The 11,795-nt window shown below is 69.7% G+C and carries 10 protein-coding genes, 2 pseudogenes and 1 riboswitch; of the genes and pseudogenes, 10 read left to right on the top strand and 2 right to left on the bottom strand.

Annotated elements, in window-relative coordinates; all coding sequences use genetic code 11:
- Positions 1–53 precede the first annotated feature (53 nt).
- The 8 genes and pseudogenes from BJF77_RS14035 (at position 54) to BJF77_RS14000 (ending at position 7,505) form a co-directional block, all read left to right on the top strand.
- Positions 54–755 carry a response regulator transcription factor gene (locus BJF77_RS14035; protein ID WP_047804188.1) on the top strand — a complete coding sequence of 234 codons (702 nt, stop codon included), beginning with the start codon at positions 54–56 and terminating at the stop codon, positions 753–755.
- Complete coding sequence (locus tag BJF77_RS14030; protein WP_075872540.1) at positions 752–1,897, top strand: cell wall metabolism sensor histidine kinase WalK; 1,146 nt, start codon at positions 752–754, stop codon at positions 1,895–1,897. Before BJF77_RS14035 ends, BJF77_RS14030 begins: the two co-directional genes overlap by 4 nt.
- Positions 1,898–1,991: 94 nt before the next feature.
- Entirely contained in the window at positions 1,992–2,324 is a 333-nt protein-coding gene (locus tag BJF77_RS14025) for a heavy-metal-associated domain-containing protein (protein ID WP_058874192.1), read from the top strand.
- Between the two features lie 52 nt (positions 2,325–2,376).
- Positions 2,377–4,638: pseudogene (locus BJF77_RS14020) on the top strand (heavy metal translocating P-type ATPase); the annotation flags it as partial.
- Between the two features lie 49 nt (positions 4,639–4,687).
- Positions 4,688–5,359 carry a DUF305 domain-containing protein gene (locus BJF77_RS14015; protein ID WP_047804184.1) on the top strand — a complete coding sequence of 224 codons (672 nt, stop codon included), beginning with the start codon at positions 4,688–4,690 and terminating at the stop codon, positions 5,357–5,359.
- Positions 5,360–5,432: 73 nt separating this feature from the next.
- Positions 5,433–5,696: an SHOCT domain-containing protein gene (locus BJF77_RS14010; RefSeq protein ID WP_047804183.1), complete on the top strand. Its 264-nt coding sequence runs from the start codon at positions 5,433–5,435 to the stop codon at positions 5,694–5,696.
- A gap of 121 nt (positions 5,697–5,817) precedes the next feature.
- A pseudogene (locus BJF77_RS14005) lies at positions 5,818–6,081 on the top strand (multicopper oxidase domain-containing protein).
- An 89-nt stretch (positions 6,082–6,170) separates the two neighbouring features.
- The gene (locus tag BJF77_RS14000) at positions 6,171–7,505 is read left to right on the top strand and encodes an APC family permease (protein WP_075872539.1); all 1,335 of its coding nucleotides are present in this window, start codon (positions 6,171–6,173) and stop codon (positions 7,503–7,505) included.
- Between the two features lie 71 nt (positions 7,506–7,576).
- Here BJF77_RS14000 and BJF77_RS13995 read toward each other — a convergent pair whose 3' ends face one another.
- On the bottom strand, positions 7,577–8,284 hold the full coding sequence (locus tag BJF77_RS13995) for a DUF305 domain-containing protein (RefSeq protein ID WP_047803067.1): 708 nt from the start codon (positions 8,282–8,284) through the stop codon (positions 7,577–7,579).
- Between the two features lie 224 nt (positions 8,285–8,508).
- A complete protein-coding gene (locus BJF77_RS13990) occupies positions 8,509–8,919 on the bottom strand; it encodes a four-helix bundle copper-binding protein (RefSeq protein ID WP_047803066.1) in 411 nt (136 codons plus the stop codon).
- Positions 8,920–9,519: 600 nt separating this feature from the next.
- Positions 9,520–9,710, top strand: a riboswitch (cyclic di-AMP (ydaO/yuaA leader).
- A gap of 5 nt (positions 9,711–9,715) precedes the next feature.
- On the opposite strand from BJF77_RS13990, the gene BJF77_RS20860 reads away from it, so the two are divergent.
- Both BJF77_RS20860 and BJF77_RS13980 read left to right on the top strand, forming a co-directional pair.
- A complete protein-coding gene (locus BJF77_RS20860; protein ID WP_047803065.1) occupies positions 9,716–10,378 on the top strand; it encodes a C40 family peptidase in 663 nt (220 codons plus the stop codon).
- A 319-nt stretch (positions 10,379–10,697) separates the two neighbouring features.
- A complete protein-coding gene (locus tag BJF77_RS13980) occupies positions 10,698–11,399 on the top strand; it encodes a DUF305 domain-containing protein (protein WP_053004846.1) in 702 nt (233 codons plus the stop codon).
- The last annotated feature ends 396 nt before the right edge of the window (positions 11,400–11,795 follow it).

The following is an 11,795-nucleotide window of genomic DNA, read 5'->3' as shown; positions in this document are numbered from 1 at the left end:
CCCCGACCAGTCTCCGGCACGAATGCGGTGCGGACGGAGGGGACACTGAAGTCATGGATTCTGGCATCGATGCGGTGACCGGGCGGGTGCTGGTGGTCGACGACGAGAAGCCCCTGGCCCGGATGATCGCCACCTACCTCACCCGCGCCGGCTATGACGTGGCCACCGCCCACACCGGGCCCGACGCCGTGGAGGCCGCCCGCAGCCGGAGCTTTGATGTGGTGGTGCTGGATCTGGGGTTACCCGGGCTGGACGGGATCGAGGTGTGCCGCAGGATCCGGGGCTTCTCCGAGTGCTACGTGCTGATGCTCACCGCCCGCGGGGACGAAGACGACAAGCTGGCCGGCCTGGCGGCCGGGGCCGATGACTACATCACCAAGCCTTTCAGTGTGCGTGAGCTCGTCGCGAGGGTGGCCGCGGTGCTGCGCCGGCCCCGCACCACCGTGACTGCTGTGGAGCCGGCCCGGGTGTTCGGGGACCTGACCGTCGATCTCACCGCCCATGAGGCGCGGGTGGTCGGTGAGCCGGTGGGGTTGACCCGCACCGAGTTCGACCTGCTGGCCGCCCTGACGGCGCGGCCGCACCAGGCGTTGTCCCGTCGTCAGCTCATCGACACCGTGTGGGACCCGGCCTGGGTGGGCGATGAGCGGCTGGTGGATGTGCACATCGGTCACCTGCGCCGGAAACTCAGTGAGGATCAGAGCGCCTACATCGACACCGTGCGCGGGGTCGGCTATCGGATGGTGAGCCGGTGAGCGGCCGGCGGCACAGCTGGGGGTTGGCCTCCCGGTTCTTCCTGGCCCAGGCCATCGTGGTGGCCGCCAGCATCCTCGCCGCCGTGGCCGTGGCCTCCTTGGCCGGGCCCCCGATCTTCCACGAACACCTGATCATGGCCGGGCACTCGGAGAACTCCCCGGAACTCCTGCACGTGGAGCAGGCCTACCGTGACACCAACCTCATCATCCTGGGGGCGGCCCTGAGCACTGCTGTGGTGTGCGCGGCGGCGGTGACCTGGTTCTTCACCCGCCGCCTCCAGCGGCCCCTGGCCGCACTTACCCAGGCGGCCCAGTCCATGGCCCGCGGGCGCTACGACACCCGGGTCCCGGCCCTGGGTGCCGGCACCGAGGTGGACGCGGTCGCCACCTCGTTCAACACCATGGCCACCCGTCTGCAGCGCACCGAGGACACCCGCCGGCGGATGCTCTCGGACCTGGCCCACGAGATGCGCACTCCGATCTCGGTGCTCTCCGTCTACTGCGAGGCTCTCCAAGACGGGGTGACGCACTGGGACGAGGCCACCGGGGAGCTCATGACCGACCAGCTGGGACGCCTCACGCGCCTGGTCGAGGACATCCACGACGTCTCCCGGGCCGAGGAGGGCCGGATCGAGCTGGAGCGCACCGCACAACCCGTCGACGAGCTGCTGCGCACCGCCGTCGAGGCCCACCGGGAGGCCTACGCCGCCAAGGGCGTGCATCTGGTGCTCGAGGCGCAGGATGCCGCCGGGGTCGTGGAGGTGGACCGGCAGCGGATGGGTCAGGTGCTGGGCAACCTGCTCACCAACGCCCTGCGCCACACACCGCCCGGTGGCACGGTGACCGTGCGCGCCGCCGTCCACGGCCCCGGCCGTCTCGGCCTGGTCGTGGCCGACACCGGCGACGGGATCGCCGCCAAGAACCTGCCCCAGGTGTTCGAGCGCTTCTGGCGCGGGGACACCGCCCGGGACCGCGACCACGGCGGCTCCGGGATCGGCCTGACCATCTCCCGGGCCCTGGTCGAGGCCCACGGCGGAACGCTGAACGTCAGCTCCTCCGGTCCCGGAGCTGGGACGGTCTTCACCGTGGAGCTACCCCGCCCCACCCGGCACCGCCCCCGTGAAACCACGGTCGCCGCATGACCCCACGCTTGCAACATACCCCTGGGGGGTATATACCTGGGGGTGGTGAGGACGTATCCGGTCCTACCGCCCGAATCGATCGAAGGAGCTTCACATGAGCCACGAGACCCGCTCCCCGTTGCCGATGGCCTCCACCGGCTGCGCCTGCTGCGCACCCGCCCCCGCCGCCGATCACGCGGCTCCTGCTGCTGGGACGGCTTCCGCTACCGGCACGACGTCGACCTACCAGGTTCAGGGCATGACCTGTGGCCACTGCGCCACCAGCGTCACCGAGGAGCTCACCGCCCTGAAGGGTGTGAGCGAGGTGCACGTGGACCTGGTGGCCGGTGGGGCCTCCACCGTCACGGTCACCGCCGAACACCCGCTGAGCACGGAGGCGGTCCGCACCGCAGTGGAAGAAGCCGGTTACACCCTCGTCACCGCCTGACGAGACCGACCACCGCCCTGGCCCGCCAGGGACCTGCGCGAAAAGGAACGCCATGAGCACCCCGCAGCACCACGACCGCCCCACCGCCCCGGGCCAGGCGCACACCGGCCACGACACGGACCACCCCGCCGATCACCACGACACGGACCACCCCGCCGATCACCACGGCGCGGCCCACCGCGGCCGGCACGCCGATGCCGACACCCACGGGCAGGCCATGCCGCACGCCCACGCCCACTCGGCGGTGGACGAGGACCACCAGGTCCACACCCACGGCGAGCACGCCGGGCACTCCACGGCGATGTTCAAGAACAAGTTCTGGCTCTCGCTGGTACTGGCGATCCCCGTAGTGGTCTTCTCCCCGATGGTCGGGCACCTGCTGGGTTACCACGTCCCCGAGTTCCCGGGCTCTACCTGGATCCCTCCGGTGCTGGGCACCGTCATCTACCTTTACGGTGGTGCCCCGTTCCTGCGCGGCGGGCTCACCGAGCTGAAGTCGAAGCAGCCGGGGATGATGCTGCTGATCGCCATGGCCATCACCGTCGCCTTCGTCGCCTCCTGGGTCACCACCCTGGGGATCGGCGGGTTCGACCTCGACTTCTGGTGGGAGCTGGCCCTGCTGGTGGTCATCATGCTGCTGGGCCACTGGATGGAGATGCGCGCCCTCGGGGCGGCGTCCTCCGCCCTGGACGCCCTGGCCGCGCTGCTGCCCGACGAGGCCGAGAAGGTCGTCGACGGCGACACAGTCACGGTGCCCGTCGCCGAGCTGGCCGTGGGCGACGTCGTGCTCATCCGTCCCGGGGCCCGGGTCCCGGCCGACGGGGAGATCGTCGACGGGACGGCCGAGTTCGACGAGTCCATGATCACCGGCGAATCCCAGGCCGTCGCCCGCACCGTGGGCGAGACGGTGGTCGCCGGGACCGTGGCCACCGACACCACCGTGCGCGTGCGGGTGGAAGCCGTCGGCGCCGACACCGCCCTGGCCGGGATCCAGCGGATGGTCGCGGCCGCCCAGGAGTCCTCCTCCCGGGCCCAGGCCCTGGCCGACCGTGCCGCCGCGCTGCTGTTCTGGTTCGCCCTGGCCGCCGGCATCCTCACCGCCATCGCCTGGACGGTCCTGGGCAGCCCCGACGACGCGGTGATCCGCACCGTGACCGTGCTGGTCATCGCCTGCCCCCACGCCCTGGGCCTGGCGATCCCGCTGGTCATCGCGATCTCCACCGAGCGCGCGGCGAAGGCCGGGGTGCTGATCAAGGACCGGCTGGCCCTGGAGCGGATGCGCACCATCGACGTGGTGCTCTTCGACAAGACCGGGACCCTGACCGAAGGGGCGCATGCCGTCACCGGCACGGCCCCTGTCCCCGGGGTCTCCGAGGGTGAGCTGCTGGCCTGGGCGGCGGCGGCCGAGGCCGACAGCGAGCACCCCGTGGCCCGGGCCATCGTGCGCGCCGCCGCCGAGCACCCCGAGGCCCCCCGGCTGGGCCTGCAGGGCACCGGTTTCCGCGCGGCCACCGGCCGCGGCGTGAAGGCCACCGTCGACGGGGCCGAGGTCCTGGTGGGCGGGCCGAACATGCTGCGCGAGCTCGACCAGGACACCCCCGAGCCGTTGCGGGCGGGCGTGGACGAGTGGACCAGCCGCGGCGCCGGGGTCCTCCACGTGCTCCGGGACGGAGCGGTCATCGGTGCCCTGGCCCTGGAGGACAAGGTCCGCCCCGAGTCCCGCGCCGCCGTGGCCGCCCTGCAGGACCGGGGGGTGCGCGTGGCGATGATCACCGGCGACGCCCGGCAGGTCGCCGAGGCCGTGGGCGCCGAGCTGGGCATCGACGAGGTCTTCGCCGAGGTCCTCCCGCAGGACAAGGACACCAAGGTCACCGAGCTTCAGTCCCGGGGGATGACCGTGGCGATGGTCGGCGACGGCGTCAACGACGCCCCTGCCCTGGCCCGGGCCGAGGTCGGCATCGCCATCGGCGCCGGCACCGACGTGGCCATGGAGTCGGCCGGGGTGGTCCTGGCCGGCAACGACCCGAGGGCGGTGCTGTCGATGATCGACCTGTCCCGGGCCAGCTACCGGAAGATGATCCAGAACCTGGTCTGGGCCGCCGGCTACAACGTGGTCGCCGTGCCCCTGGCCGCCGGGGTGCTCGCGCCGATCGGGATCGTGCTGTCCCCGGCCGTGGGCGCGGTGCTGATGTCGGCGTCCACGATCGTGGTGGCGCTCAACGCCCAGCTGCTGCGCCGCCTCGACCTCGACCCGGCCCATCTGGCCGCCGTCAGCGCCGAGGACCGCCGTCCCGCCGAGCAGTCCACGACTGCCCCACCCACTGACCCACCGACACAACCGACAAGAAGAGAAGGACACCCCCATGAAGCGAACCACCGCCCTCAGCACCCTCGCCCTGGCCTCCGCCCTGGCCCTGACCGGCTGCGGCACCGGCGCCGACGAGCAGGACACCGGCACGAGCGCGGAGACCGCCGCCCCGGCCACCGCCGCCCCCGAGACCCCCAGCACCACCTCGGCCTCCGAGGAGCCGATCGCCGAAGAGCACAACGACGCGGACGTGATGTTCGCCCAGATGATGGTCCCGCACCACGAGCAGGCCGTGGAGATGAGCGAGACGCTGCTGGCCAAGGAGGAGGTGCCGGCCGAGGTCGCCGATTTCGCCCAGCAGGTGATCGACGCCCAGGGCCCGGAGATCGAGCGCATGAACGCCATGCTCGAGGCCTGGGGCCAGGAGCCCATGATGGAGTCCGGCGGCATGGAGGGCATGGACCACGGCTCCGGGGCGGGGATGAGCGGGATGATGAGCGAGGAGGACATGCAGGCCCTGGAGGACGCCCAGGGCACCGAGGCCTCCCGGCTGTACCTGGAGCAGATGACCGCCCACCACGAGGGCGCGGTCGAGATGGCCCGCGACCAGGTCGAGCAGGGGCAGAACCCGCAGGCCGTGGCCCTGGCCCAGGACGTCATCGAGGCCCAGGAGGCCGAGATCACCGAGATGGAGGGCCTGCTCCAGGGCCTGCCCAGCGGCTCCTGAGACTCCGCAGGTCGTCCGGGGCCGCTACAGGGCGGCCCCGGAACAGCGCCAACTACCACGGAAGGAACCCGTCATGATGTGGGGTGACGGCATGGGGTGGATGTGGCTGTTCTGGCTCCTGCTCATCGGGGGCACGGTGGTGCTGGTCTTCGTGCTGGTGAAGGCGTTCACCAGCGGCTCGGGCGGCGGCACCTGGCAGGGCGGCACCGCGCCGCCGACGACGGGTGCAGGCCCGCGCCGGTCCCGGGAGATCCTCCAGGAGCGCTACGCCCGCGGAGAGATCAACACCGAGGAGTACCGGGAACGCCTACGGACCCTGGAAGAAGGCGACCGGTGAGCCCGCTGAGCCGCCGCCAGCAGCTGTCCCTGGATGCGGCGGAGGAAGACCGGGCCGCATGATGTCCTTCACGATCGACGGGTAAGGGTACGACGCCGAGCGCACCGACCAGCGGGTCCGGGTGGGCACCGTGGAGGTGTGGACCCTGACCAACTCCAGCCCCCTGGACCACCCGGTGCACCTGCACGTGTGACCCCTGCAGGTCGTGGCCGAGGAGGGCCGCGACGTCTCCGCACCGCGGTGGCGGGACGTGGTCAACATCCCGGCCTTCGGGGGGGTCACCGTCCGGGTGGCCTTCGACGACTTCGGCGGCCGCCCCGTCTTCCGCTGCCACACCCTCGACCACGAAGACCTCGGCATGATGGGCACCCTCGAGGTCCGCTGAGCGGCGGTGGGCCCGACCCACCGACCTTGTCCGACAACCCCACCGCCGAGAAACGATCGCACCCCGGCAGGAAGGACGTGCAGCTCCCCATGAACGACAGCACGCAGACGCAGCAGAAGCTCTCCCTGACCGGATCCGTCGCCCTGGGCACGGGGGTGATGATCGGTGCGGGCATCTTCGCCCTCGTGGGGCAGGTCGCGGAGCTGGCCGGGGGCTGGGTGCCCTGGGCGTTCCTCGCCGGGGCCGTGGTCGTGGCGTTCAGCTCCTACTCCTACATCCGCTACTCGGCCACCAACCCGTCCTCCGGCGGGATCGCGATGCTACTCAAGGCCGCCTACGGCCCCGGGGTTCTCGCCGGGTCCTTCTCCCTGTTCATGTACGTGTCGATGATCCTGGCCGAGTCCCTGCTGGGCCGCACCTTCGCCTCCTACCTGCTGCGCCCCTTCGGCCTGCAGGACTCCGCGGTGTGGGTGCCGGTGCTGGCGGTGGTGGCCATCGCGGCCGCCGCCCTGGTCAACCTGGTGGGCAACCGGTGGGTGGAGCGCTCCGCCACGGTGACCGCGGCAATCAAGATCGTCGGGATCGCCGTGCTGGCGGTCGCGGGCATCCTCGCGGCAGGGGTGTCCTCCCTGGGCAGGCTGTTCACCGCCGCCGACCGCACCCCACCGGAGGCGGGCTGGCTGGGCTTCCTGGCCGGGACCACCCTGTGCATCCTGGCGTACAAGGGCTTCACCACGATCACCAACCAGGGCGCGGACCTGCAGCAGCCGCAGCGCAACATCGGCCGCTCCATCATGATCTCCATCGCCCTATGCACCGTGCTCTACCTGCTGATCACCGTCGCGGTCACCGGCAGCCTGACCGTGCCGCAGATCGTGGCGGCCCGGGACTACGCCCTGGCCGAGGCGGCCGAGCCGATGTTCGGCGCCTGGGGTGTGACGCTGACCGTGGTGATCGCCGTCGTCGCGACGCTGTCGGGACTGGTCGCGAGCCTGTTCTCGGTCTCGAAGCTCTACGACATGCTCCGCGACATGGGCCAGGCCCCCGGGCTGCCGGGGCAGGAGGGTCACCAGTCCCTCTACATCACGGCCGGGCTGGCGATGCTGATGGCCGCGTTCTTCGACCTGTCCCAGATCGCCTCCCTCGGCGCCATCCTGTACCTGGCCATGGACATCGCCATCCACCTCGGCATCCTGCGCCACCTCAAGGACGATGTCGGGGCCAAGCCCTGGATCCCCGGGATCGCGATCCTGCTCGACGCCGCGGTGCTCGTGCCGTTCGTGCTGCTGAAGGCCCAGTCGGACCCGTTCACCCTGGTGGTCACCGCCGTGGTGGCCCTGATCATCGTCGTCGCACAGTGGGTCGTCGTCCGCCGGCGCGACGGGGCGAACAGCACCGGGCAGCAGCCCCACACTCACCCCTGAAGCCGGTCGCGCGACCGGCTCACGGTGAGGGGCCCATCGGTGGACGGGCCCCTCACCATGAGCGTGCTCGTTCAGTTCTGGCCGGCCAGCCAGGTGCGGAAGTCCGCGATCTGCGCCTGTTGCGCGGTGATCCCAGCGCTGGAGGCCACCCGCAGCTGAGCATGATCAGCGCGGGACTGCAGCTCGAGGAACTCGACGATCCCGCCGTTGTGGTGCGGGATCATCTTCTGCACGAAAGCGACGTCGAAGTCCTCGCCAGCCTCAACAGCGGCCAGTTCTTCGACCATCATCCGGGTCTCCTCCTCCAGGATCTTCATCTCCTCCTGTGCTTCCTCCGGGGCCTGAGCCTTGGCCTCTTCCGGGGTCAACCCGTACCACTCCTCCAACCAGGTGGTGAACTGGTCGATCTGGTGCTGCTGGCTGGCGATGATGTTCTCCGCGTGGGTGCGGATGTCCGGGCTGGTCCCGCGCTCGAGCTCCAGCTGGGCCATCTCGATCGCGGCCTGGTGGTGGCCAATGATCTCGGCCAGGAAAGTGACCTCCAGCTGCTCGCCCTCCAAACCGGCCAGGGTCTCACCGAATTCGTAGGCGGTCGGGGAGGTGGGATCGGGGCCGAGCATGTCCTCCGGGGCCTGATCCTGGGCGTGGGACGAGACCGGGGTGGTCACCTGTCCGTGGGCGAACACTGGGGCGCTGGCCCCGCCCCACAGGGCCGTGGCGACGACAACGGTGGAGGCGGCGGCCGCCGTGCGACGGCCAGGGAACTGGATGGAACGCATGATGATGTCTCTCTTCCGCAATGAAGGAGCTCGACCCCGAGGTGCCGGCTCGGTCATCAGCCCCGTACCCTGCGCGTGAACAAACCGCGCGGGCAGAGCTGTACTGAACAAGGGGCGGGGGGAAGAGGGAACCCGCATCCGGGCACGCCCGATCAGCCCATCAGGCTCCTCTTTCACCGACGGAGGCCGGTCATCGGCGTCCGTGGGTCAGCGCGAGTCTGGGCTCAGCCCAGGGAGGCGACCAGTGCCGCACAGGCGGCCTCGCAGCGACGGCAGGCCTCAGCACAGATCCGGCAGTGCTCGTGCATGTCCGCGTGCTGCTCGCACTCATCAGCACACGCCTTGCACGCCATCTGGCAGACCCGGATCGCGTCCAAGGTGATGTTCGCGTCGTAGCCGGTGTGCCGGGAGAGCACCCGCCCGGTGGCCTCGCACAGGTCCGCGCAGTCGAGATTGGTGCGGATGCACTTGGTCAGCTCGGCGACCATGTCCTCGGACAGGCAGGCATCGGCACAAGCGGTGCAGGTCTGGGCGCACTCGAAGCAGGCCTCGATACAGGCCGCCAGCTTGCCCTGGTCCACTCCCCCGAGGTCCTTCGGGTAGGTCTCCAGCATCGCGCTCACGTGATGGGTCATGGCTTGCTCCTTCGTCGGTTCGGTCGAGGAGACGAACCGGCCGGAGCCAGCCCGCCATGTCATCGACAGTAAACTGCCGATTCTGTGTGACGCGACCCGAAAGCTTGAAGATTTGATGAAGATCAACGCCTCAAGAATCCGCGATCCCGCCTCACTACCTGGCCTCTACATCGGTGCAGCGGGCTGAATATGGAGATTTCATGAAGAAACCCTGCCCTAAGGCCTCGGAAGGGCACTTCCGAAGCCCTCCCAAACTGTGAGCCACCTTGAAAATCCTCCCCAACAATCTTGGTGCTGGCCCGGCCCGCGCTGAAGACTGCGCATGGTTGCAGAGCCCTGTCGCTGTCGGCTGCGTCCAGCGAAACGCGCGCCACCATGCCATGTGTCCTAGTCAGAGCGCTTTGAAAGACCGGTATGAGCTACGCGACGGGTCCTGCTGCGTGACGGTTTCACTTCCTCGGGGCGTATTTTTCCGAGGCCGGAATCACAGCTTCCCGCTCCCGACCGAGGAGAGAATCCAGGCCGTGACCTAAACGTGACACTTTCGTTATGGATGGGCTACTGTCCACTGCGTGCCGATGACTGATCCGGTCGGCGCCCTCGTGCACATCGCCGAATTCTGCCGGTGCTCGAGGTTCCTGAAGAGATATCGCTTGGCAGAAGCGGGGGAACCATTTTCGGTCCCGGTGATCCGGGGCCTTGGGGTTAAGCCGGCAGAGCGCGTGCGCTCTGCCGGCCGGGTGTCTCCCACCCGCATCCGACAGCTCACCTCGTAGGCAAAGGGAGGAACTCACCCATGACTGTTTTCAAGCGCCACGCTGCCCGCCACCGTGCCGAGACCACCTCTCACGCCGTGCGCAACACCACGATCGCTGCCACCGCCGGTGCGGTGCTCATCGGCTCCATCGCCCCGGCCCAGGCCTACGCCGAGGTCCCCGCAGAGACCGCCCCCGCCTACGCGACCCCCGCGTCCGCACTGACGACTTACACCTCGGCGGCCTCCCAGCCCGCGGCCGCCCCGCAGACCGTCTCCACCGCCTCTTCCCAGGCCCCGGCCGCGCCCGAGCAGGCTACATCGGCCGTGGCGGTGTCCACCCAATCGGCGGACATCACCGAAATTACCGGCGCCTCCGGGATCGTGGGCACAGCGATGCAGGGAGCCGGCACCGGTTACGTCTGGGGCGGCACGGACTTCGGCGCCTGGGACTGCTCCGGCTTCACCCAGTGGGTCTACGCCCAGCAGGGCATCGACCTCCCCCGCACTAGCCAGCAGCAGTGGGCGGCCGGCACCCTGACCACCGACCCGCAGCCTGGCGACCTCGTCGTCCAGAACGGCGGGGCCCACATCGGGATCTACCTTGGTGGCGGCAAGATGATCTCCGCGCTGAATCCCACCCAGGGCACCTTCGTGCACAGCGTGAATGCCATGCCGACGGTCGGCTACGTCACCTTCCGCTGAGCCAACCCTCCGTCCGCCACGAATGCCGCTCGTGGCGGGCGGCGGGTGTGCCCCCCCACCTGATCAGCATCCAGGATCGGTCGGTCAGAACCGGAGATGCCTGCACCCATCCACCGCCGGGGAACACCCCGATCTGGCCGCCTGATGGGCCCGCTCTTGAAGGTTCAGTGAAGATCTACCGCCCAGCCCTCCCAGCCCGGCGAAGCCAGCTGCGGCGGGGCTACCGTGGATGGATCGGTCCGCCTCGACCCGAGGCTGAACAGAGCAAACACCACGATGTGCAGGTCCAGTACGGGCTGCTGCGAAAGAGAGATTCGTCATGACGTCGACGTTCAAGCACCTGGCCGCCGGGACGGCCCTGGCGCTGGCCCTCAGCGGTGCCGGGGCGACCGCGGCGGTCGCGTCCCCGACGCACCAGCCTGCCTCCGCCTCCGCACAGACGGGCGCTGAGCGGCACATGAACCACGACCGCCACTTCGCCGTGATGATGGTCCCCCACCACCAAGGTGCCACCGACATGGCCGAGCTGGCCCTGCAGAAGTCCGAGCGTCCCGAAATCCGTGACCTGGCGGAGAAGATCATCGAGGCCCAGACCGAGGAGATCCAGCAACTGGAAGCAGCGGCCCAGCGGCTGGCCGCCGAGAACACCCCGGGACACCACCACCATGGACACGGCCACCACCACGGCCACGGGCACCACGTCCACGGCCATGGCCATGGCGGCCATGGCCAGAGCATGAATGCCGACATGCAGGGCGCCATGATGGGCGAGATGGACGGCATGGACGGCATGGACGGCATGAGCCTCGAAGAGCTGGCGAAACGGTCCGGGGATGAGTTCGACAAGGCCTTCCTCGAAGAGATGATCGCCCACCACCAGATGGCTCTCGAGATGGCCGAGATGGAGCTGCAGATGGGCACCGACCCCGAGTTGCGAGCCATGGCGGAGAAGATGATCGAGGACCAGCAGGCGGAGATCGAGCTCATGCAGGGCTGGTTGGAGGAGTGGTTCGCGGCCTGATCCAGGACCACGAGCTGGGCCGTCATCGACTGGAACGGGCCGACACCGGGATGTCATGGTCCCCGTCGACCCGTTCCAGCCAGTCCAGTCCAGTGCGGTGATCCCCGACGCGGCACCCGATGGGCGCGCACCCTTCGCGCAGTCAGCAGCACCCCGAACGGTCACCGACCAACCGTAGGTTTGGCAGCACCGCGCCTCTTGCCTCAGGACACGGCCCCCCTCCCCCTCGCCTGGGGTCCTGTTCCTCCAGCGCGCGCACCGTCACCGAGATGGCCGAGACCACCGGAGTCCCCTCGCCCGGTGGTGGTGGCCGGATCCCGGCCGTGTTGCGTCTGTCCGGGCTCGTGGAGGGGCGACACGCGATCTTCTCAGTGTCCGATATCCCTCTCATCGGCC

This window comes from Kocuria sp. CNJ-770, assembly GCF_001942375.1.
Classification (GTDB): domain Bacteria; phylum Actinomycetota; class Actinomycetes; order Actinomycetales; family Micrococcaceae; genus Kocuria; species Kocuria oceani.
This window is presented reverse-complemented; position numbering and strand designations above follow the sequence as displayed.

Coding starts and splice junctions, on each gene's coding strand:
- BJF77_RS14035 (WP_047804188.1), top strand. CDS start 54: ATGGATTCTGGCATCGATGCGGTGACCGGGCGGGTGCTGGTGGTCGAC.
- BJF77_RS14025 (WP_058874192.1), top strand. CDS start 1,992: ATGAGCCACGAGACCCGCTCCCCGTTGCCGATGGCCTCCACCGGCTGC.
- BJF77_RS14015 (WP_047804184.1), top strand. CDS start 4,688: ATGAAGCGAACCACCGCCCTCAGCACCCTCGCCCTGGCCTCCGCCCTG.
- BJF77_RS14010 (WP_047804183.1), top strand. CDS start 5,433: ATGATGTGGGGTGACGGCATGGGGTGGATGTGGCTGTTCTGGCTCCTG.
- BJF77_RS14000 (WP_075872539.1), top strand. CDS start 6,171: ATGAACGACAGCACGCAGACGCAGCAGAAGCTCTCCCTGACCGGATCC.
- BJF77_RS13995 (WP_047803067.1), bottom strand. CDS start 8,284: ATGCGTTCCATCCAGTTCCCTGGCCGTCGCACGGCGGCCGCCGCCTCC.
- BJF77_RS13990 (WP_047803066.1), bottom strand. CDS start 8,919: ATGACCCATCACGTGAGCGCGATGCTGGAGACCTACCCGAAGGACCTC.
- BJF77_RS20860 (WP_047803065.1), top strand. CDS start 9,716: ATGACTGTTTTCAAGCGCCACGCTGCCCGCCACCGTGCCGAGACCACC.
- BJF77_RS13980 (WP_053004846.1), top strand. CDS start 10,698: ATGACGTCGACGTTCAAGCACCTGGCCGCCGGGACGGCCCTGGCGCTG.